17 protein-coding genes and 1 pseudogene are annotated in these 20,445 nt (G+C 60.8%); 7 read left to right on the top strand and 11 right to left on the bottom strand.

Features of this window, described 5'->3' with window-relative positions; translation table 11 throughout:
* Positions 1-8: 8 nt before the first annotated feature.
* Positions 9-950: a Flp pilus assembly protein CpaB gene (gene cpaB, locus CKW14_RS21375; RefSeq protein WP_095126098.1), complete on the bottom strand. Its 942-nt coding sequence runs from the start codon at positions 948-950 to the stop codon at positions 9-11.
* A 338-nt stretch (positions 951-1,288) separates the two neighbouring features.
* On the opposite strand from cpaB, the gene CKW14_RS21370 reads away from it, so the two are divergent.
* Together CKW14_RS21370 and CKW14_RS21365 are read left to right on the top strand one after the other, a co-directional pair.
* The gene (locus tag CKW14_RS21370) at positions 1,289-1,495 is read left to right on the top strand and encodes a Flp family type IVb pilin (RefSeq protein WP_095047415.1); all 207 of its coding nucleotides are present in this window, start codon (positions 1,289-1,291) and stop codon (positions 1,493-1,495) included.
* A gap of 71 nt (positions 1,496-1,566) precedes the next feature.
* Positions 1,567-1,974 (top strand): response regulator, encoded by a 408-nt coding sequence (locus CKW14_RS21365; RefSeq protein ID WP_095047381.1) that lies wholly within the window; start codon positions 1,567-1,569, stop codon positions 1,972-1,974.
* Positions 1,975-2,658: 684 nt separating this feature from the next.
* Here CKW14_RS21365 and CKW14_RS21360 read toward each other — a convergent pair.
* The 4 genes from CKW14_RS21360 to CKW14_RS21345 all read right to left on the bottom strand — a co-directional run bounded on the left by CKW14_RS21360 (position 2,659) and on the right by CKW14_RS21345 (position 8,529).
* Positions 2,659-4,329, bottom strand: a complete 1,671-nt coding sequence (locus CKW14_RS21360; protein ID WP_095126097.1) for a ShlB/FhaC/HecB family hemolysin secretion/activation protein — start codon at positions 4,327-4,329, stop codon at positions 2,659-2,661.
* A 134-nt stretch (positions 4,330-4,463) separates the two neighbouring features.
* Positions 4,464-6,020 carry a collagen-like triple helix repeat-containing protein gene (locus CKW14_RS21355; protein ID WP_095126096.1) on the bottom strand — a complete coding sequence of 519 codons (1,557 nt, stop codon included), beginning with the start codon at positions 6,018-6,020 and terminating at the stop codon, positions 4,464-4,466.
* A 299-nt stretch (positions 6,021-6,319) separates the two neighbouring features.
* Positions 6,320-7,174: a MaoC family dehydratase gene (locus CKW14_RS21350; RefSeq protein WP_095126095.1), complete on the bottom strand. Its 855-nt coding sequence runs from the start codon at positions 7,172-7,174 to the stop codon at positions 6,320-6,322.
* A gap of 2 nt (positions 7,175-7,176) precedes the next feature.
* Positions 7,177-8,529: a 3-oxoacyl-ACP reductase gene (locus tag CKW14_RS21345; protein WP_095126094.1), complete on the bottom strand. Its 1,353-nt coding sequence runs from the start codon at positions 8,527-8,529 to the stop codon at positions 7,177-7,179.
* A gap of 283 nt (positions 8,530-8,812) precedes the next feature.
* Between CKW14_RS21345 and CKW14_RS21340 the strand changes: the two genes are divergently transcribed.
* Entirely contained in the window at positions 8,813-10,090 is a 1,278-nt protein-coding gene (locus CKW14_RS21340; RefSeq protein ID WP_095126093.1) for an acetyl-CoA C-acetyltransferase, read from the top strand.
* A 258-nt stretch (positions 10,091-10,348) separates the two neighbouring features.
* Here CKW14_RS21340 and CKW14_RS30525 read toward each other — a convergent pair whose 3' ends face one another.
* Positions 10,349-11,077, bottom strand: coding sequence for a methyl-accepting chemotaxis protein (locus CKW14_RS30525; protein WP_371857759.1), 729 nt, complete (start codon positions 11,075-11,077; stop codon positions 10,349-10,351).
* Between the two features lie 129 nt (positions 11,078-11,206).
* Positions 11,207-12,214 (bottom strand): annotated as a pseudogene (locus CKW14_RS30520) (cache domain-containing protein); the annotation flags it as partial.
* Positions 12,215-12,742: 528 nt separating this feature from the next.
* On the opposite strand from CKW14_RS30520, the gene CKW14_RS21330 reads away from it, so the two are divergent.
* Both CKW14_RS21330 and CKW14_RS21325 read left to right on the top strand, forming a co-directional pair.
* The gene (locus tag CKW14_RS21330; protein ID WP_095047388.1) at positions 12,743-13,639 is read left to right on the top strand and encodes a PA4780 family RIO1-like protein kinase; all 897 of its coding nucleotides are present in this window, start codon (positions 12,743-12,745) and stop codon (positions 13,637-13,639) included.
* Positions 13,640-13,951: 312 nt separating this feature from the next.
* Positions 13,952-15,160: an MFS transporter gene (locus CKW14_RS21325; protein WP_095126091.1), complete on the top strand. Its 1,209-nt coding sequence runs from the start codon at positions 13,952-13,954 to the stop codon at positions 15,158-15,160.
* Here CKW14_RS21325 and cueR read toward each other — a convergent pair.
* The 3 genes from cueR to CKW14_RS21305 form a co-directional block, all read right to left on the bottom strand.
* Positions 15,114-15,527, bottom strand: a complete 414-nt coding sequence (gene cueR / locus CKW14_RS21320; RefSeq protein WP_095126090.1) for a Cu(I)-responsive transcriptional regulator — start codon at positions 15,525-15,527, stop codon at positions 15,114-15,116. The two genes, CKW14_RS21325 and cueR, sit on opposite strands and share 47 nt — an antisense overlap.
* Complete coding sequence (cueA, locus tag CKW14_RS21315) at positions 15,524-17,917, bottom strand: copper resistance metal-translocating P1-type ATPase CueA (RefSeq protein WP_095126089.1); 2,394 nt, start codon at positions 17,915-17,917, stop codon at positions 15,524-15,526. The genes cueR and cueA overlap by 4 nt, the downstream gene beginning before the upstream one ends.
* A 195-nt stretch (positions 17,918-18,112) precedes the next feature.
* The gene (locus CKW14_RS21305; RefSeq protein ID WP_077570848.1) at positions 18,113-18,496 is read right to left on the bottom strand and encodes a hypothetical protein; all 384 of its coding nucleotides are present in this window, start codon (positions 18,494-18,496) and stop codon (positions 18,113-18,115) included.
* 148 nt (positions 18,497-18,644) lie between these two features.
* On the opposite strand from CKW14_RS21305, the gene CKW14_RS21300 reads away from it, so the two are divergent.
* Positions 18,645-18,842, top strand: coding sequence for a cation transporter (locus CKW14_RS21300; RefSeq protein WP_007914683.1), 198 nt, complete (start codon positions 18,645-18,647; stop codon positions 18,840-18,842).
* A gap of 88 nt (positions 18,843-18,930) precedes the next feature.
* Entirely contained in the window at positions 18,931-20,133 is a 1,203-nt protein-coding gene (locus tag CKW14_RS21295) for a multidrug effflux MFS transporter (protein ID WP_007914685.1), read from the top strand.
* A gap of 6 nt (positions 20,134-20,139) precedes the next feature.
* On the opposite strand, the gene CKW14_RS30010 is transcribed toward CKW14_RS21295, so the two are convergent.
* A complete protein-coding gene (locus tag CKW14_RS30010) occupies positions 20,140-20,313 on the bottom strand; it encodes a hypothetical protein (RefSeq protein ID WP_007914687.1) in 174 nt (57 codons plus the stop codon).
* Positions 20,314-20,445: the final 132 nt, after the last annotated feature.

Here is a 20,445-nt window from a genome sequence, read left to right as displayed (position 1 = left end):
TTGCGCAGTCATGGGTTTTGTTGGGTGATCTGGTTGCCGCGAATGATTTCCACGGCAGGCCTCGGGGCCGCACCGGAACCGCCGCCGGTAGGCGCTTTCGGTCCAGCGCCCAAGGCCAGTTGGGTGAACTGGAAGAGTTGGCTGTTGGCATTGTTCAGATGTGCCGGCGCCTGAGTTTCTCCAGCCCAGTATTTGGCCAGACGTTGTTCTTCACTGCTGCGTACGGCCAGACGCAAGGTGCCGACTTGCGTTGCCAGCATCAGTCGGCTGAGCAGTTGTTCCGGCACTGCCAGCACCACGGTGCGCGCGGCGACGCGGCGTTGATCCTGTTTGAGTTTTTCCTCGGCGCTCAGGGCCGGCGAGGCGGGTTGGCCGTCGTTGGTCAGGCCGTATTGATCGCCGACACCCAGCACACGCATGGCCGGTAAAACGATCTGTGCCGACTGTTCGAGGTTGCTGGAATCCTGGCGCAGGTAGAGCAAGACATCGACGTAATCGCCGGGAATCAGTTGCCCGGCGGCACCGATCACTTCGTCAACAGCCACGGTGAGCGCGCGTTCGTCACTGTGAATCATGCGTGCCAGTGAACCGCCGGCGGTGAAGCTTTCATCGTTCAGCCAGGTGCCGGCGCTGAGGTGCCGCCAAGGTGTGCGGCCAATGGCCTGATCGACAGTGCTCAAGCTGCCCGCCGGTGCACTGCGCAGTTTTTCCACCGCTACATCGGCGGCGGTCAGCGCAGTGAAGGGTGGCACATCGTGCAGCAGCACCACCACGGGTTGGCGGGTCTGGTCTTCGGCGATCGCGACAGTTTTTTCAACAGTGACAGTTGGGGCGACGGGGGCGACGGCGACGGGCGCTGGTTGACGACTGAGTACCAGTCCCCAGTAACCGACAAAAATGGCTCCCAATAACAGGATGGCTGCAAGGCCCATGGTGACGCGACTGTTCATGACGGCTCTCCCTTTCCTGCTGCACTACCCACTGCTATTGCTAACGAGAGAAGTTCCCAATCCGGCAGCTATGAACATGCAACTATTTCGCTATTTCCACGCTAGCTGATCCAAGCCAAAACGCCATTACTGACAGGAAAATAACTCACGAAAGTATGAGTCTTGGCCAATTAACAGCAGCCGATGGCAAAAACACGATTGGATTAATACTTTCCGGTTAATCCGTTCTTACAGTTGTTGGGTGGGGGTTTCTTGACAATGCTCAAATGGCACGGTGGGTCTTTGCCGTTGTAGTGACATCAGCGCCAGAGGCGCAAAGGAGCAGTCCTATGTTTCGCATGACTTTCGACTATCTAATGTCCAGAGCCCGGGTGTTCATCAAGAATGAAGAAGGGGCTTCGGCGATCGAGTACGCCATTGTGGTGGCGATGGTCGCTGTCGTGGTTGTGGCATTCGTAACCCCTCTTGGCGATAGGGTGCTGGCGATCTTCAATAATATTTTGACGTCTCTTGATGGTACGGCTGTGACACGGCCGACGCCTTGAGTCATGGGAACGCTGCACCTGGCTGATATCGCACTACAATGGATTTTCCATTCAGCCTTCAGGTATTGCCTATGAACGCGTCTTCGCCGCACCGCCAACAGTTGCTTTTGGTTGACGATGAAGAGGACGCGCTCCTGGAACTGGCGGAGTTGCTGGAGGGTGAGGGGTTTGTCTGTCATGCGGCGACGTCGGTGAAGCTGGCGTTGCATCATCTGACTCGCCATCCCGATATCGCGCTGGTGATTACTGATTTGCGTATGCCGGAGGAGTCCGGGATGTCGTTGATCAAGCGGTTGCGTGAGCATACTTCTCGGCAGCATTTGCCGGTGATTGTGATGTCGGGGCATGCGGATATGGAAGACGTCAGTGATTTGTTGCGGTTGCAGGTGGTGGATCTGTTTCGCAAGCCGATTTATTACGTCAGGTTGTTGGAGACTTTGGATAATTTGTTTCCCAAGCCTAAGGTTCAGGTTGGCTGAGGTTGAGCTCGGCGGCCTCTGGGCCGACCGTGCTTTGGGTGTTTTGGGTGAATATCCGTTTTTTTGGGTGTTGCAGCTGGCGGTTTCGCCCTTACGGCGAGGCACTTTTTCCAGACGCCGAAAAAGTACCCAAAAAGGCTTGCCGCAACGTTCGGCCCACTCGCTGAGGCTCGGGGTTCCTTCGCTCCGGGATCGATCCGGGGGCAGCGCCTACGGTTTGCTTCGCTGCACCTCCTCTCGCTGTGTTTGGCTTCGCCAAACGGTCGCTGCGCTCCCACCCCCGGATCAATCCCTCCACTCAGCCTGCCGACGCGGCCGGTGAATCAAGATCAAGAGCTGCAGCCGAGCTAACGCTCATCCTGTTGAGTGGTGAGGAGCGGTAGCGATGCGCGGTGCGCGGTGTGCGCTGTTTTGCTTTGGCTTTTCTGTGGGGGCGAGTTTGCTGCGGACGGCGTTCCTGCGAAAGCGGCCTGACAGCCGGCCAATTTCTAACTGAATGCACTCAATCCAACTGTAGGAATGAGCCTGCTCGCGATGGCGGCCTGACAGCGATCAATCTCTCTCTGTATGCACCCAATTCAACTGTAGGAGTGAGCCTGCTCGCGATGGCGGCCTGCAATCCGACCCAGTTCTGCCGTTTGTACACTCCACCCGCCGCTGCAGAAGCCTCTTGGGTGTTTCGGCTTACAACTGATAACTGAAACTGATGCTGTACCGCGTCCGGCGATTGAACGTGTCCAGCGCTTCATCCGACATCGCCTTCGCCGCTTCCAGCGCAATGTTGTAGTACTTGGCATCGCCAAACCGTAGCCCGATCGCCGCCGATGACAGGTTGTTGGCCTTTACCGGCAATTCGTTGAACCAGCTGCGTGAGCGATCAAGGACGAAGTACGGTTGCAGGATGCGCACCCAGTTGCCGTCGCGGTTGAAGCTGTAGTTGACCTCGTACGCCACGCCCCAGCCCTTGTCGCCGGAGGCTTGATCGTCGGGATAACCACGACCGAAGTTCTGCCCGCCGAACACCGCGCGCTCGCTGTCGGGCAGGGTGTCGTCGCTCCAGTACAGTGCGGCAGACAGCACGCCTTGCCAGTTGTCGAGGAACTTGTCGCTCTGCACGCCAGACAGGCGCAGGCGAAAGAAGTCGAGGTCGATGGCGTTGTTGTTGGTTTTCGCGCCCATGCTGTCGACGCCTTGGTACACACCGCCACTGAGGATTCGCAGTTGGCGGGCATCGGCCTTGCGCCAGTCGCTCTCGAAGGCGAGGGCGCGGATGTCGGTGCGTTCTTCGACACTCAGCGGGAAGCCGATCACCTTGTAGCGGGTCTTGTCGTTGACCGCGTAAAGCCTTGAACCGGCCGTTAGCAGTTCGTTGGAGGCGGCAATCAGTGGCAAGGTGAAACCGATCGAGTAGCGGTCGTTTTCGCGGTGCGGTTTGAGTTGCAGGCCATTGTCGAGCAGGACATTGGTGCCGGGGTCAGCACGGTAGCGTGAAGCCGACAGCGCCAGTTGTGCGCCCTCGTCATTGATGAACTGGTTGTAGTCGAGCCGGTAGTAATGTTCGTGATCGTCACCCGGTGGGAACAGGCCGCTGAGGGTCAGTTGCTCGCCCATCGCGGTCTGCGAATTGCTGCTGACACCGAGCAGGGCCTGGGTGCCGTTGCGGTTGTCTTCGGTGGTGCTCAGCGTACTGGTGAAGGGTTTGCGACTGGCCTGGGCCACCAGTGTTGTGGCGCCGTCGGTGGTGCCGGGCGGTGGCACCTGGGCCTGGATCGTCACCCCGGGAATGCGCGTCATCAGCGTGGTGTAGCGCTCGAACGTCTTGCGGGTCAGCGGCCGCTCGGTCTGAATCTTCGCCGCCAGTTTGTCGAGCAGGACTTTGACCCGGCCGACATCGCCCTGGATCTGGATATCGCGGACGTAGCCTTCCACCAGCACCACGCGCGCTACGCCGTCATTGAAATTTTGCTGCGGCAAGAACGCGTAGGACAGCAGGTAGCCGTCCTGCTGATAGCGTCGAGTGATGTTGCGCGTGGCCTCGATCAGCTCGGCGAGCGTGGCTTGCCGGCCGATCAGGGGCTTATAGATTTCGGCGAGCTCGTTGAGCGGGTAGAGGGTGCCGCCTTCGATCTGCACGGTTTGCAGTTTGATCTTGGTGTCCATCAACAGCGGTTGCGCAGCGGCGGCACCGGCGTCCGGCACCTGCACGGGCGTGGCGCTTGGGCGATAGGCATCGGCCGGCAGGTTCGGCACCGGCAGATTGCGGATGGTTTCGTTGCTGTTGAGAAAGCTGGGCAGGGTGTCGGCGAGGGCGGCGGAACTGAGACTGAGGAACAGCAGGGATGCCATTACGCGCATAGGACACTCCATGGTCAGATCACGGCACTGGGCTGAATTTTCCTAAGAAAAAAGGCGGAAGACTCGTGGGAATCTTCCGCCCTCAACCAAGCGTAGGCGCTGTAGGTGAGGCCGTCGAATCGGCCAGGTGCAATTTAGCGTGTGTTGCCTCCCAGGGTGCCAGTCAGACCACCGAGTACACCGCCCAGACCGCCACTGGTGGTACCCCCGCTGGTACCGCCGTTGACCAGGCCACCGACGGCGGCGACGGTGCCGCCAACGTTGCTGACCAGACCACCGACTGCGGTGGTGACCGGGTTGTTGGTCGCGGCAATGCTGCCGCCGATACTGCTGACCGCGCCGCCCACCTGGCCGGTGAGACCTGCAACAGGTGAGCCGATACCGGTAGCGGCGCCGACTTGTTGGGTCACGTTGGTAACCGCACTGGTAACCGGGTTCAGGCCTGCCCCCAAGGTTCCGCCAACCGTGGCCAGAGGTGAGGTGGTTGCGGTGATCGGGGTGCCCGAACCGCCGAGTACGGTGTTGAGCGAAGCCACTGTGTTGCCGGCCGCAGCGAGGACGTTGCCAGGCGCTGCGAGAGTGCCGTTGCCTGCCGCCAGACCTGAGCCGACATTGACCACCGCGCCGCCAACGGTTTGCAGCAGGCCAGTACCACCGAGGCCACCGCCCACTCCACCAGTACCCGAACCAGTGCCGTTGGACACCAGACCGCCAGCCTTGGCGACTGCGGTGCCGGTATCGCTCAACGCGCCGCCGAGTGTGTTGGTCAAGGCGTTGCCGTTACCCGCATCGGTAACATTGCCGCCCAGTGTGTTCACCGCGCCACCGACTTGCGCAACCACGCCTTTGAGCGGATCGCCCAGACCGGTCGCATCGCCGACTTTGTCAGTGGTGCTTTCAACCATCGCGATCACTGGCACCAGGCTACTGCCGAGTTTGTTTGTCAGTTGACTGGTCGGGCCGCTGGTCAGCGTGGTGTCGAGGGTATTACCGAGCATGGTGACTTTCTCGCCGACCCCATCAACCAACGGCGCGACTCTGGTGACTACACCGCCCACCACTGGCACGCTGGTGGTGGCAGTGGACAGCTTGGCGCTGAGGTCGGAGACGCCGTTGCCAACATCCGTCACTACACCGCCAACCGAAGCAACGGTGGTGGTCAGGCCATTAGGGTCGGTGGCCAGTTTGCCTACGCCATCGGCGACGCCATCACCCAAGGTGCTGACAACATTGCCTGCGGTGTTGGCCGCACTCTGCACCACACCACCGACCACCGGTACGGTGCTCAGCGAGTCGCCGATCTGGCCAACGCCATCGCCGACGCCAGCGACGGTATTACCGACATCCTGCACCAACGTGGTGGTCACCAACGGTGTGGTGGTTGGGTTGGTCGGGTTAGTGGGGTCAGTCGGGTCTGTCGGGTTGGTTGGATTAGTCGGATCAGTGCCACCAGTGCCGCCTGTACCACCCGTGCCACCGGTTCCGCCAGTGCCTGCGGTATCACCGCTGCCACCCGTGCCACCTGTGCTGCCAGTACCCGATGTGCCACCAGTACCCGCCGTACCATCCGCCGAAGAACTGCCGGAACTGCTTTTATGACCGCCACCACCGCTGCTGCACCCGGTGACGCCAAGGGAGAGAATCAATGCCAGAGCGATTGCCGATTTGCACCACACGTTTTGAGTTTTCATGATTGAGATTCCTTGCACCTGTCACAACGTTCGTTGTCTTCGATGGCTCGCCGATCTGTTGTCGGTGATGCCTTCGCCCGTTGTGCTCAATCTCAGTCCAGGGGCAGGTTTCAGGCCATTCTCAAGTTGGTATTAACGCCTTTATATATAAGGTGAAGTTCAGCGCCTAAGGACTAATACCCAGGATATAGCCGGACAAAAAAAGGCCTTGATAATCAAGGCCCTGGTTTTTTCAGTGGAAGGGGGAAGGACGGCGAAAACTTAAGTTATATACACACAATTAATGGTGTGCCGCGAGCTCAGGCAATGGGTTGCCACTGCCCGACCATGTGTTCGAGGTCTTGTGCACCGATCAGCCGCAACTCACCACTGGACCCCGCCGCACTCGCCAGCAAGGTCACCTCACTGGGCAGGCGCACCGGTTTACGAAAGTGCACGGCGATCTCAAGGTTGGCCTTGGGCAAATGATCGCCCAGCGCCGCGAGCGTTCGCGCCTTGTTCCACAAACCATGGGCGATCGCTGTTGGAAAGCCAAACAGCCTGGCACTGGCCGCACTCAGGTGAATCGGGTTGTAGTCGCCGGACACTTTGGCGTATTGCCGACCGATATCGACCGGGGCTTTCCAGCGCGCCACCTCCACCAGCGATTGCGACGGCTCCCAGGTCTGCTCGGCCGGCTCGCCCTCAAGTTTCACACCGCGACAGAGCATCTGGCTTTCGGCTTCCCACAACGGCCCGAGCTGATCATCCAGGGTGGTCAGCAGATCGAACGTCGCACCTTTGGGATGCGCTTGCAGATTCGTCACGCGCACGCTGACCTGCGCCCGACCGATCCCGCCCATCGGGCGCAACACGCGAATGCGGTTGCTCAGATGAATCAGCCCCAACAGCGGGAACGGAAATGCTTTGGCGGTGAGCAATTGCATCTGCAATGCAAAGGCGAGGATGTGCGGATACGTCGGCGGCAATAGACCGTCATCGACGAATCCGCAGACCTTGCGATAGCCCGCCAGGCGTTGGCCATCGACATCGGCCCAACAGCGCAAGCCGCTGTCGGGTAATTGGGTGCCGGTGATTTTGCGTCGCGTCGCCGCCCGTGCGTAGAGCCCGGGCAGACTCGGTTCGCGATCCAGCGTATGCCATTCCATGCTCATGCCTAAGCCCCCAGAACGCTTTGTCCACAGACGCGCAGTGCCTGCCCGGTGAATGCGCCGGTGCCCGGTTGCGCCAGCCACGCGACGGCTTCGGCGACGTCTTGCGGTAAACCGCCCTGACCGAGCGAACTCATGCGCCGGCCCGCCTCACGCAGGCCAAACGGAATGTGTGCAGTCATTTGCGTTTCGATAAAACCGGGCGCAACGGCGTTGATGCTGATGCCGCGTTCCAGCAGTGTCGGTGCCCAGGCCTGCGCAAGACCAATCAGCCCAGCCTTGCTCGCGGCGTAGTTGGTTTGCCCGCGATTGCCGGCAATGCCGCTGATCGAGGCCAGCAGAATCACCCGCGCGTTGTCGTGCAGCGTGCCGCTGTCGAGCAGTGCCTGGGTCAGCACTTGCGGCGCGTTGAGGTTGACCGCCAGCACTGCATCCCAAAATTCCGGGGTCATATTGGCCAAGGTTTTGTCGCGGGTGATGCCGGCGTTGTGCACCAGAATATCGAGGCCGTCAGGCAGTTGTCCGATCAGTTGCGTGGCGGCGTCGGTGGCGCAGATATCCAGGGTAATCGCGCGGCCGCCGAGGCGGGCGGCGAGGGCTTCCAGATCGGTCTTCGCCGGCGGCACGTCGAGCAGGATCACCTCGGCGCCGTCGCGCGCCAGGGTCTCGGCAATCGATGCGCCGATACCGCGAGCCGCACCAGTGACCAGCGCCTTGCGTCCGGCCAGCGGCCGTGTCCAGTCAGTCACTGGCGTCGCACAAGCCGTCAGGCGGATCACCTGGCCGGACACGAACGCACTTTTCGGCGAGAGGAAAAACCGCAGCGGGCCTTCCAGTTGATCTTCGGCGCCCTCACCGACGTAGATCAGTTGCAGCGTGCCGCCGCTGCGCAGCTCCTTGGCCAGCGAACGGGAAAACCCTTCCAGCGCTCGTTGCGCACTGGCAGCAAACGGATCACTGAGGGTTTCCGGCGCACGGCCAAGAATCACCAGATGGGCGCTATGCTCTAGATTCTTCATCAACGGCTGGAAGAATTCGCGCAGTTGCTTGAGCTGGTCGGTGTGCAGCAGTTCGCTGGCGTCGAACACCACGGCTTTGAGTTTCGGGCCGTGGCCGGGAATCCATTCGGTGGCGGTTGCCGGTTGTTCGCCGTAACGGTAGATGCCGTCGGTCAAACGGTTGGCGAAGGCACTGACGCGCTCCGCCAGCGGCCCGCCGCCGATCAGCAGCGCCCCTTCCACCGGCCGCAGGCGCCCGGCCTGCCAGCGTTCCAGCCGCACCGGCGACGGCAGGCCCAGCGCCCCGACCAGGCGATGGCCGATGGACGAGTTGGCGAAGTCGATATAGCGGTCAGACATGGAACGCTCTCCAGAAGTTGGGGTTCAAAGTGTGGACTACCGATGGCAATCAATCGTTCGATCCACGCAATAAGGCCTACGCTAGAACAGCAGAGTAGTTTGCCCCCGGCGTTTGTGTTGCCGAACCCACATTCAGAAACACAGCTGACCCCTGTAGGAGTGAGCCTGCTCGCGATAGCGGTGTATCAGTCAAGAAATGTTTATCTGACCCACAGCTATCGCGAGCAGGCTCACTCCTACAGGGGATTGGCGTGAATTCAAACCTTCGGAAAAGGAGTTATTCATGAGTCAGCTGCGCCGCGTCGCGATCATTGGCGGTAACCGTATCCCTTTCGCCCGTTCCAACGGGCCGTACGCCACGGCCAGCAATCAGGCGATGCTCACCGCCGCCCTTGAGGGCCTGATCGAACGCTACAACCTGCATGGCCAGCGCATCGGTGAAGTGGTGGCGGGCGCGGTGCTGAAATTGTCACGAGATATGAGTCTGACCCGTGAATGCGTGCTCGGCTCACGTCTGTCACCCGCCACGCCCGCCTATGACATTCAGCAAGCCTGCGGCACCGGTCTGGAAGCGGCGATTCTGGTGGCGAACAAGATCGCCCTCGGCCAGATCGAGAGCGGCATCGCCGGCGGCGTCGACACCACCTCGGACGCGCCGATCGGTGTCAGCGAAGGCCTGCGCAGAATCCTCCTGCAAGCCAACCGCGCCAAGACCACCGGCGACAAACTGAAAACCTTTCTGCAACTGCGCCCCAAACATCTGATTCCCGACTTTCCACGCATCGGCGAACCACGCACTGGGCTGTCGATGGGCGAGCACTGTGAATTGATGGCGCAGACCTGGCAGATCCCGCGTGAAGAGCAGGATCAACTGACCCTCGGAAGTCATCACAAACTCGCCGCGTCCTACAGCGAAGGCTGGCACAACGACCTGATGACGCCGTTCCTTGGTCTAACCCGCGACAACAACCTGCGCCCGGACCTGACCCTGGAAAAACTCGCGACGCTGAAACCGGCCTTTGAAAAAAGCGCCAAAGGCACGTTGACGGCAGGCAACTCCACGCCGCTGACCGATGGCGCGTCGGTGGTATTGCTCGGCAGTGAGGAATGGGCGAAGGAACGGGGTTTGCCAATTCTCGCGTATCTGCGCGATGGCGAAGCGGCGGCAGTGGATTTCGTCAACGGCGCCGAAGGGCTGCTGATGGCGCCGGTGTATGCCGTGCCACGGTTGCTGGCACGCAACGGGCTGACCTTGCAGGATTTTGACTACTACGAAATTCATGAAGCGTTCGCGGCGCAAGTGCTGTGCACGTTGAAGGCCTGGGAAGATCCCGAATACTGCAAAACCCGTCTGGGACTCGACGCGCCGTTGGGTTCGATTGATCGTAGCCGGCTGAACGTGAAGGGCAGTTCGCTGGCGGCCGGGCATCCGTTTGCGGCGACCGGAGGGCGCATCGTGGCGAACCTGGCGAAGTTGCTGGACGCAGCGGGGAAGGGCAGGGGGTTGATATCGATTTGCGCGGCGGGTGGGCAGGGCGTCACCGCCATCATCGAACGCTGACGCTGAAAGAGCCCCTAACCCTCCCGAAACGTCGGACCGCCCAAAGGGAGAGGGGACTGATTGGGGGATGCTTCGGAGTTACACCGACCTGAGAGAGTCGTGCTGAATCCGGAATCGAACTGATTTGGAGAATTCTGCCAAGCCATATTCGACGCGGTATTTCAGGTCGATGCATAACGCCAGACACCTCGGTCAGCCCCCTCTCCCTCAGGGAGAGGGCTGGGCGGGCGGCGTTCCGATGAGGGTGGCTTTTGAGGTTCAGGTACGAAACCGTCTGACCAACCCATCCAACTCATTCGACAACCCCGCCAGACTCTGCGAATCCAGGCGCGCCGAGTTGGCCAGTTCCGCCACCAACTGCGCATCCCCGTGAATCTGGCTGATGTGCCTGTTGATGTCCTCAGCTACCTGATGCTGTTCTTCGGCGGCGGTGGCGATCTGCGTGTTCATGTCACGGATCACGTCCACCGATTCGCGGATCTGCCCGAAGCTTTCGCGCGCCTCGCCGATACGCGTCACCGACTGCTGCGAGACCTGCAGGCTGGCATGCATCTGTTGCGTGACCTGACTGGTGCGCTTGGCCAGATTGCCGAGCAAGCCATCGATTTCCGCCGTCGAATCCGCCGTGCGTTTGGCCAGTGCGCGCACCTCATCGGCGACCACGGCAAAACCACGGCCCTGCTCACCGGCGCGCGCTGCTTCGATGGCGGCGTTGAGCGCGAGCAGGTTGGTCTGTTCGGCGATGGAGCGGATGGTGCCGAGGATCGACTGGATATCGTTGCTGTCACGCTCCAGTTGCTGCATAGACTGCGCCGATTGCTCCAGCTCCTGGCTTAGTTGGTCGACGCTGTTTACCGCCGCATCAATCTGCTGCTGACCTTGGCGGGCCTGCCGCTGGCCGCTGTCGGCCGAATCCGCTGCCTGACTGCACGAGCGTGCGACTTCGTTGGCGGTGGCGACCATTTCGTGGAACGCGGTCGAGACCATGTCCACGGCTTCACGCTGACGCCCGGCGGCTTCGGCCATGTCGCTTGAGACGCGGGTCGAACTCTGCGAGGTCGCGAGGATTTTCCCGGCGGCGCCGCCGATATGCTGAATCAGGCTGCGGATCGCGGTGAGGAACTGATTGAACCAGTTGGCCAGTTGCGCGGTTTCGTCGTTGCCTCGGATATCGAGGTTTTTGGTCAGGTCGCCTTCGCCCTGCGCGATGCCTTCCAGGCCACTGGCGACGCTGCGGATCGGCCGCACGATCAGGCTGGCAAAACTGGCGCCGACCACGGCGAATAGCACGGCCAGCACGGCGGCGATGATCGCGATCAGCCAGGTCAGTTGCGTGGCGGAGCTCATCACATCGCTCTGCTTGATCAGGCCGACGAAGGTCCAGCCCAATTGCTCCGATGGCCAGACGTTGGCCATGTAGCGCTCGCCGTTAAGCTCGACTTCGACCAGGCCTTTGCCCGCCTTGGCCAGTTGCGCATAGCCTTCGCCTAGGCTGTCCAGCGGCTTGAAATTGTGTTCCGGCTGTTTCGGATCGACCAGCACCGTGCCGCTGTTTTCCAGAAGCATCAGGTAGCCGGTTTCGCCCAGCTTGATCTGTTTGACGATCTCGGTGAGCTGCTTGAGCGTCACGTCGATGCTGACCACGCCGCCGTTGCTGCCGAGTTTGTTGTCGATGGTGCGCACGGTGCTGACGTAGGTCGCATCGTCCTGCGCCCAGTAGTAAGCGGCGGTCCGCAACGGTTTGCCCGGTTTGGCCTGGGCAGCCTTGTACCACGGCCGCTGACGCGGGTCGTAGTTGTTGAGCTTCGGATCGTCCGGCCACGACACATAACCGCCGGCGGCGGTGCCAACGATGGCGTAGGCGTAAGCCGGGTGGGCGTTGCCCAGGTCCTGGAGGAACGCGAAGACCTTTTTGTCCATCTCGCCTTGCGGGATGGATTCGGCGTTGGCGCTCATGTAGGTCTTGAGGCTGTCGTCGGTGTTTTTGATCAGCGGCTGCGACGCCAGGTAATCGACGTTCTGGCTGATGCCATCAAAAAACAGCTGCATGGCATTGCTGACCTGACGAATTTCGCGACCGCTGCTGTCGACAAAACTGTCCCGGGCATCGCTGCGCAGGTTCATCACCACCAGCGTTGCGACTAGCACCACCGGCAAGCAGGCGATGATTGCAAACGCCCACGTCAATTTCTGTTTGATGTTCATCCGCGCTCCAGATTTTCTTGTAGGCCCACGCAGTGCAGATGACTTGTGGTTTATTGGCAGCCGAAAACGTTGTGGATCACCCGTATCCCTGAGCACGGCATCGTTGATTGTTGTGGAACGATTGTCGGACAAATCCCTCTGTCATTGAGGGCTTCGGCTGCAAAACAGGGAAATTGAGGCGACTTTGCAAAAAACTGCCGAGGGGACAACAGCCGGATGTCAGATTCTGTCGCAAATGCCCTTGAAGACATGTACCAACAAGTACAACAGCCTCGGCTATGATTCCCCACGGTCGATGCGCGAGCGCAGAGTTGGCCCTGTTTAATCCGGCACAGTGTGTGCATTCTCAACGTTCACAGGTCGGCAACCCCTCCCCGTGATGCGAGGATTGCCGTATAACGAGTGACATTCGCGTGTTTGGTAATAAAGGACCCACAATAAAAGCTGATGAAGACTCCAAAACGCATTGAACCCCTGATCGAGGACGGTCTGGTCGACGAAGTGCTGCGCCCACTGATGAGTGGTAAAGAAGCAGCTGTTTATGTGGTGCGCTGCGGCAATCAGTTACGTTGCGCAAAGGTCTACAAGGAGGCGAACAAACGCAGTTTCCGCCAGGCGGCCGAGTATCAGGAAGGCCGCAAGGTGCGCAACAGCCGACAGGCTCGCGCAATGGCGAAAGGCTCCAAGTTCGGTCGCAAAGAGACCGAAGATGCCTGGCAGAACGCCGAAGTGGCGGCGCTGTTCCGTCTGGCCGGCGCCGGCGTGCGGGTGCCCAAACCGTACGATTTCCTCGACGGCGTGCTGTTGATGGAACTGGTGGCCGACGAGTTCGGCGACGCCGCGCCGCGTCTCAATGACGTGGTGCTGGAGCCGGATCAGGCGCGCGAGTATCACGCGTTCCTGATTTCGCAGATCGTGCTGATGTTGTGTACCGGTCTGGTGCACGGTGACCTGTCGGAGTTCAACGTGCTGTTGACGCCGACCGGCCCGGTCATCATCGACCTGCCGCAAGCTGTCGACGCTGCCGGCAACAACCATGCGTTCAGCATGCTGGAACGCGACGTTGGCAACATGGCTTCCTACTTCGGACGCTTTGCCCCGGAGTTGAAGCTGACCAAATACGCCAAGGAAATGTGGGCGTTGTACGAAGCTGGCACCTTGCACCCGAACAGTGTGCTGACCGGTGAGTTCGATGATCCGGAAGACCTGGCCGATGTTGGCGGAGTTCTGCGCGAGATCGAAGCGGCGCGCCTCGACGAGGAACGCAAGCAGGCCATCCGTGCATCGGACGACGAGCCGAAAGGCAAGTCTGACGAGCCACCGCCACCACCGTGGATGCAGTGATTGCTTGATGAGAAACCCGGCTTCGGCCGGGTTTTTTGTTTGATTCAGAAGCCTTACAAGCCCAGAAGCCCCTCACCCCAGCCCTCTCCCAGAGGGAGAGGGAGCCGACCGAGGTGTCTTTCGTCATATATCGACCTGAAAAAACGAGTCGATTATGGATTCAACGAAAAACGTTCAGGTCGGTGTACCTCCCAAATATCCCCCAATCGGTCCCCTCTCCCCCTGGGAGAGGGTTAGGGTGAGGGGCCTCTTTCGGATCCCCGCAAATTCAAGTCTACTGTCCACCGCCCCAACCACACTCAAGGACTGAATGTGACCACCCCGCGCAACACCCACCTGATCGTCACCGCTCGACTGATCTCCGATTTCGGCGCCTTCCTCAACATGGTCGCGCTGGCCACCTACGTCTACCTGCTGAGCAACAGCGCAATAAGCGTCGGGGTCTTTCTCGCCAGTCGTGTCGGCGGGGGGATTTTTGCCAGTCTGATCGGCACCGCGTTTTACCGTCGTTGCAGCGGACGCGCACCGCTGATCGCCTTCGACCTGCTGCGCGCCAGCGTGCTCGGTCTGTTGTTGATCGTGCCCGTCAGCCAACAGGCCTTGCTGTTGCCGGTGATCGCCTTCGGTCTGGGCCTGGGAAACTCGATGTTCGCCATCGGCCTCAACAGCCAGTTGCCGCGTTTGATCCACGCCGATCAGTTGCTCAAGGCCAATGCCTGGATCACCTCGGCTTCATCCGCCGCGATGGTTGGTGGCAGCCTGGTTTCAGGTTTGCTGGTAGCGGGGTTTGGTTTTGAAACGGTGTTCGCCCTGAATGCGCTGACCTATTTGCTGGCCGCGTTATTGATTGTGCCGCTGCGGTTCGCACCCGCAACCGTCAACGACGCACCGGAACGCGGCGAATGGACAGCGCTCAAGCAAGGCCTGCGTTCTGCGCCGGTGATTGCCGCGATGCTCGCGGTCACCATGGCCGACACCTTGGGCAGCGCCGCGCACAACGTCGGCTTTCCGATCATCTCCAAACTGCTCACCCCAGAATCGGCGAGCACCACGCTGGGCCTGATGCTCGCGGTGTGGGCCAGCGGCAAATTGCTGGGTGCGCGAATCGCCAGCCGTCTCAAAGGCTCGGACAACATCCACCTCGAACGACGGTTTTTCTTCGGTGTGGCGCTGATGTCCTGTGGCTTTATCCTGATGTTCCAGCAACACAACCTCTATGCGCTGTTGCTGTTTTCCTTGCCGGCAGGGCTGGGTGACGGCTTTTCCGAGGTCGGGCTGATGTCGCGTCTGCAGCGTGAACCCGAGCAATTGCGCCTGCCGATTTTCAGCGTGCTGACTTTGCTGCAAATGACCGGGTTCGGTATCGGCATGCTGATCGCCGCGCCGTTCTACGCGTGGTGGACGCCGGGTGCCGTGGTCATGCTGTTCCACGGCATTCCGCTCAGTACGTTGCTGCTGGTGAAAGTTCTGGCGCTCAAGCGCTGGGGGGGTGTGCGCAGCAGCCCGACGCCAGTTCCTTGAGGATCGGGCAATCGGGGCGGTGGTCGCCGTTGCAGTGCTCGACTAGGTCTTGCAGGGTGTCGCGTAATTCGCCGAGCTCGCGAATCTTCTGGTTCAACTCGTCGATGTGCTGGCGGGCCAAGGCTTTGACATCGGCGCTGGCGCGTTGGCGATCCTGCCAGAGGGTCAGCAGTTTGCCGACCTCTTCCAGGGAAAAGCCCAGATCCCGCGAGCGCTTGATGAACGCCAGCGTATGCAGGTCATCGTCACCATAGACCCGGTAACCGCTGTCGGTGCGATGCGCCGCTTTGAGCAGGCCGATCGACTCGTAATAGCGGATCATTTTCGCGCTCAGGCCACTGTGTCTGGCCGCTTGACCGATGTTCATCGGTGTTCCTCCAGGTCCTTGGGTTTCCAGGTTTTCAACAGTAACGCATTGCTCACCACGCTGACGCTCGACAGCGCCATCGCCGCGCCGGCCAGCACCGGGTTAAGGAAGCCGAACGCCGCCAGCGGAATGCCGATCAGGTTGTAGACAAAGGCCCAGAACAGGTTCTGGCGGATCTTTGCATAGGTTTTGCGACTGATCTCCAGCGCCGCCGGCACCAACCGTGGATCGCCGCGCATCAAGGTGATGCCCGCTGCGTGCATGGCGACATCGGTGCCGCCACCCATGGCGATACCGATGTCGGCAGCGGCGAGGGCCGGGGCGTCGTTGATGCCGTCACCGACCATGGCGACCACACCGGTTTTTTTCAGCTCGGTGACGGTCGCGGCTTTGTCCGCTGGCAGCACCTCGGCGTGGACATTGCTGATACCGAGGGCCTCGGCGACCACGCGAGCGCTGCCACGGTTGTCGCCGGTCAGCAGATGGCTGTGGATATCCTGGGCGGCGAGTTGCTGCACGGCTTCCAGTGCACCGGGTTTCAGGGTGTCACCAAAGGCGAACAAACCGAGCACTTTCGGTTCCGGGCTTTGTTCGATTAACCACGACAGGGTGCGGCCCTCGGCTTCCCAAGTCTGGGCAGATTCGCTCAGGTTGCCCGCGTTCAAAGCACTTTCTTCGAGCATCCGCCGATTGCCCAGCGCCAGACGCCGGCCTTCAAGATTGCCGGCAATGCCGCGACCGGTCAGCGATTGACTGTCGCTGACATCCTGCACGTTCAGGCCTCGTTCCGCTGCGGCATCGAGTACCGCTTTGGCCAACGGATGTTCACTGCCGCGTTGCAGCGCACCGGCCAGTTTCAGCAGCGTGTCTTCATCACCATCCACTGCACTGAAATGGGCAATGCGCGGCGTGCCGGAGGTCAGCGTGCCGGTTTTGTCGAATACCACACTGCTGACTTCATGGGCGCGTTCCAGTGCTTCGGCGTCCTTGATCAGAATGCCGTGGCGCGCCGCTACGCCGGTGCCGGCCATGATCGCCGTCGGCGTGGCAAGCCCCAGCGCACACGGGCAGGCGATGACCAGCACCGCGACGGCGTTGATCAACGCGGTCTCCATGGGGGCGCCGTAGAGCCACCAGCCGATCAGTGTCACCAACGCGATCAGCAACACCGTTGGCACGAAGATCTGGCTGACTTTATCCACCAGTTTCTGGATCGGTGCTTTCGCGGCTTGAGCGTCCTCAACCAGACGAATGATCCGCGCCAGCACGGTTTCTGCGCCGAGCGCCAGGGTGCGCACCAGCAAGCGGCCTTCACCGTTGATCGCGCCGCCGGTGACTTTGTCTCCGGGTTGTTTCGGTACCGGCAGGCTTTCGCCGCTGATCAGTGCTTCATCGGCGTGGCTCTGGCCTTCGATGACTTCGCCGTCGACCGGGAAACGCTCGCCGGGTTTGACCAGCACCAGATCGTTCAGGCGCAAAGCGCTGATGGCGACATCCTGCTCGCGGCCGTCGATCACTTGAATCGCCCGTTCCGGACGCAACGCTTCCAGCGCGCGGATGGCACTGGCAGTCTGGCGTTTGGCGCGGCTCTCCAGGTATTTGCCGAGCAGCACCAAGGCAATGACCACCGCCGACGCTTCGAAATACAGATGCGGCATGCGCCCGGCGGCGGTGGCCCATTCGTACAAGCTCAAGCCGTAACCGGCGCTGGTGCCGAGGGCGACCAGCAAGTCCATGTTGCCAGCGCCGGCACGCACGGCTTTCCACGCCGCCACATAAAAGCGTGCACCGAAAATGAACTGCACGGGCGTGGCGAGGGCGAATTGCGCCCAGGCCGGCAGCATCCAATGGATGCCGAACGGTTGCAGCAACATCGGCGCCACCAACGGTAGGGCGAGGGCGATGGCGCAGATCAGCGCCCAGCGTTCATGTTTCAGGCGCTGTTGTTGGTTATCGGTTTGTGGATGTTCGGCTTGCCAGATGCTGGCCGAATAACCGGCCTTGCTGACGGCTTCGATCAGGGTTTGCGGATCGACCTGACCGAGCAATTCGAGGTGGGCGCGTTCGTTGGCGAGGTTGACGCTGACGCTTTTCACACCGGGGACTTTGTTCAAGGCGCGCTCGACGCGACCGACGCAGGAGGCGCAGGTCATGCCTTCGATATTCAATTCGATAGTCTGCTGCGGCACGCTGTAACCGGCGCGCTCAACTGCTGCCATCAAGGCCGGCAGACTGTCGCCGGGCGCCTGCACACGGGCCTGCTCGGTGGCGAGGTTGACGCTGACGGCACTGGCGCCGCTGACTTTGCTCAAGGCCCGCTCGACACGCCCGGCACAACTGGCGCAGGTCATGCCGGCAATCGGCAGGTCGAAAGTGATGGAATCGGACATTGGTCGTACTCCCTGTAGTAGATGCCTACAAGGATCAACCTTGCCATGCGGGCAAGGTCAAGCGCCATTCTTTGACGCGCCGCAAAACCAACTGTGGGAGCGAGCCTGCTCGCGAAAGCGGTGGGTCAGTCAACATCATCGCTGAATGACACACCGTATTCGCGAGCAGGCTCGCTCCCACAGGTTTGTAGTTGCTTAATAGCCGAGATCGGCGCGCTTCAGGTACATGCCTTCCTGTGTCATCGCGATCCGGTACTTCTGCACATCGCCCGCCTGCAGTTTTATTTCCTGCGAACCCGGTGCGAGCAAGCCCGGATTGCAACCCGGTACCTGCCCCGGCAGTAGTTTCAGACGCAGCGATACAGTGCCCGGTGGCAGGTTGAAAGACGTGCTCTGTTCCTGAAACAGTCGCGCCGACAGCTGATCCTGGATATACACACCGATTTCGCAGGAGGTTGCCACTTCCAGGCGCTCGCGGGAGATGATCAGAACGCCGTAATCCTCACCAGCGGCTTGCACTGTAGGAATTGCGGCAAAGAGACTGAGAAAGCCAAACAGGCTGAAAGCTGACCAGCGCATGGCTGAATCTCCTGAATCGAGTCATTGATGTACGCAGCTTGGCCGAGCGCGGCGCCGATTGCCAGCCCGGCAGTTTATTGAAGAACTTGACCTTGCCATCGTGGCAAGCTCGAAACTGCCGGCAACCTCACTCAAAGGAGTCATTTCCATGCAAGTGTTCAACGTTCAAGGCATGTCCTGCGGTCACTGCGTCAAAGCAATCACCAACGCTGTGCAGGCCAAGGACCCGGCGGCCAGTGTGCGGGTTGATCTGGCGGCTAAAGAGGTCGGCGTCGAAAGCGCCATGAGTGCTGATCAGGTTATCGAAGCGATTCGCGAGGAAGGATATGAGGTGAAGCTCGTCTGAAATTGATCGTTAGCGAGCTATCGGAATGTTCAAGGCGTTCGGGCGCGGCTAGACTGTCGGGCTGCCGACTTGCCAACCTGGATGCCTGATGAACTTCCGTACCATTCTGATTCTCGGTGCCTTGACCGCCTTCGGGCCCTTGGCGATCGACTTCTATTTACCTGCCTTTCCCTCGATGGCGCTGGCGTTCGGCACCGACGAGAAACATGTGCAGATGACGCTGGCGGCGTATTTCGCCGGTCTGTCCATCGGCCAACTGGCTTATGGCCCGGTGGCGGACCGCTTCGGTCGACGCATCCCGTTGCTGGTGGGCCTTACGCTGTTCACCTTGGCATCCCTGGCCTGCGCTTATGCGCCAAACCTGGAATGGCTGATCGGTGCGCGTTTTGTCCAGGCCTTGGGCGGCTGTGCGGGGATGGTGATTTCCCGGGCGGTGGTCAGCGACAAATGCGACGCGGTCGGCTCGGCGAAAGTCTTTTCGCAATTGATGCTGGTGATGGGCCTGGCGCCGATTCTGGCGCCGATGCTCGGCGGTCTGTTGGTCAACACCACGGGTTGGCAGTCGATCTTCCTGGTGCTGACCGGGTTCAGTGCACTGGCCGGGTTGGCGGTGGCGCTGGGGCTGCCGGAAAGTATGCCGGCGCACATGCCGCGTCAGCCGTTGTCCGGCGCGCTGCGTCAATACGGACGCTTGCTCAAGGACCGGGTTTACCTCGGCCATGCCCTGACCGGCGGCATCGCCATCGCCGGGATGTTCGCTTACATCGCGGGTTCACCGTTCATTTTCATCAAACTTTACGGCGTGCCGGCCGAGCATTTCGGCTGGCTGTTCGGCACCAACGCGGCGGGGTTCATTTTGGTGGCGCAGGTCAACGCGCGGATGTTGGCCAAGCGCGGCCCGGCGTTCCTGCTGTCGCGGGCGGTGTGGGTTTACTTCGCCGCCGGGCTGGCGTTGCTCGCGGTCAGCGCAATGCACACCGAATCGTTGTGGCCGCTGCTGATTCCACTGTTCATCTGCGTGTCGAGCCTGGGTTGCATCAGCCCGAACGCCGCCGCTTGTGCGATGAACGGGCAGGGCGCACGCGCCGGCAGTGCGTCGGCACTGCTCGGCTGCATGCAATTCAGTGTCGCCGCCGGCGCTTCGGCGCTGGTAGGGGTGTTGCACGACGGCACCGCCGTGCCGATGGCAATAGTCATCAGCCTGTGCGGTTTGCTGGTGGTGTGCGTGGCGCTGCTCACCCGCCGTCTGCAGAATGCCCGGGCACTGGCGCAAGCTCAGGCCGAGGCATAAATAACCTCAGCCGGCGGCGCGCTGCTGGCTGCGGTCGGGAATCTGATGGGGTGCGCACAGTCGCGCTTCGAGGGTGCGGGTGAAGGCCAGTGCTTCGGCTTCACTGCGGAATGTCACGGCGTGTTGGTCCAGACGAACCTGCCATTGAGACTTTGCCACTTCTTTTATCAGGATCTTCATTGCTGACCTCCCTTGCGTAAAAGATGTATCGCAGAGGCTTCGATTGTAGACCTGAATACGATCGCAATTGTGACAAGGGTCAAGCATCGGACTGACGGCAAAAAACAGCGCAGCCCCGCCGACCGCTCTAGG

It is taken from the genome of Pseudomonas sp. Irchel s3a12 (genome assembly GCF_900187485.1).
In the GTDB taxonomy this organism is placed as follows: domain Bacteria; phylum Pseudomonadota; class Gammaproteobacteria; order Pseudomonadales; family Pseudomonadaceae; genus Aquipseudomonas; species Aquipseudomonas neuropathica.
Note: the sequence above shows the minus strand (reverse complement) of the source record. Positions and strands in the feature narration are given on the sequence as shown.

Coding starts and splice junctions, on each gene's coding strand:
- cpaB (WP_095126098.1), bottom strand. CDS start 950: ATGAACAGTCGCGTCACCATGGGCCTTGCAGCCATCCTGTTATTGGGA.
- CKW14_RS21370 (WP_095047415.1), top strand. CDS start 1,289: ATGACTTTCGACTATCTAATGTCCAGAGCCCGGGTGTTCATCAAGAAT.
- CKW14_RS21365 (WP_095047381.1), top strand. CDS start 1,567: ATGAACGCGTCTTCGCCGCACCGCCAACAGTTGCTTTTGGTTGACGAT.
- CKW14_RS21360 (WP_095126097.1), bottom strand. CDS start 4,329: ATGCGCGTAATGGCATCCCTGCTGTTCCTCAGTCTCAGTTCCGCCGCC.
- CKW14_RS21355 (WP_095126096.1), bottom strand. CDS start 6,020: ATGAAAACTCAAAACGTGTGGTGCAAATCGGCAATCGCTCTGGCATTG.
- CKW14_RS21350 (WP_095126095.1), bottom strand. CDS start 7,174: ATGAGCATGGAATGGCATACGCTGGATCGCGAACCGAGTCTGCCCGGG.
- CKW14_RS21345 (WP_095126094.1), bottom strand. CDS start 8,529: ATGTCTGACCGCTATATCGACTTCGCCAACTCGTCCATCGGCCATCGC.
- CKW14_RS21340 (WP_095126093.1), top strand. CDS start 8,813: ATGAGTCAGCTGCGCCGCGTCGCGATCATTGGCGGTAACCGTATCCCT.
- CKW14_RS30525 (WP_371857759.1), bottom strand. CDS start 11,077: ATGGTCTCGACCGCGTTCCACGAAATGGTCGCCACCGCCAACGAAGTC.
- CKW14_RS21330 (WP_095047388.1), top strand. CDS start 12,743: ATGAAGACTCCAAAACGCATTGAACCCCTGATCGAGGACGGTCTGGTC.
- cueR (WP_095126090.1), bottom strand. CDS start 15,527: ATGAACATCGGTCAAGCGGCCAGACACAGTGGCCTGAGCGCGAAAATG.
- cueA (WP_095126089.1), bottom strand. CDS start 17,917: ATGTCCGATTCCATCACTTTCGACCTGCCGATTGCCGGCATGACCTGC.
- CKW14_RS21305 (WP_077570848.1), bottom strand. CDS start 18,496: ATGCGCTGGTCAGCTTTCAGCCTGTTTGGCTTTCTCAGTCTCTTTGCC.
- CKW14_RS21300 (WP_007914683.1), top strand. CDS start 18,645: ATGCAAGTGTTCAACGTTCAAGGCATGTCCTGCGGTCACTGCGTCAAA.
- CKW14_RS21295 (WP_007914685.1), top strand. CDS start 18,931: ATGAACTTCCGTACCATTCTGATTCTCGGTGCCTTGACCGCCTTCGGG.
- CKW14_RS30010 (WP_007914687.1), bottom strand. CDS start 20,313: ATGAAGATCCTGATAAAAGAAGTGGCAAAGTCTCAATGGCAGGTTCGT.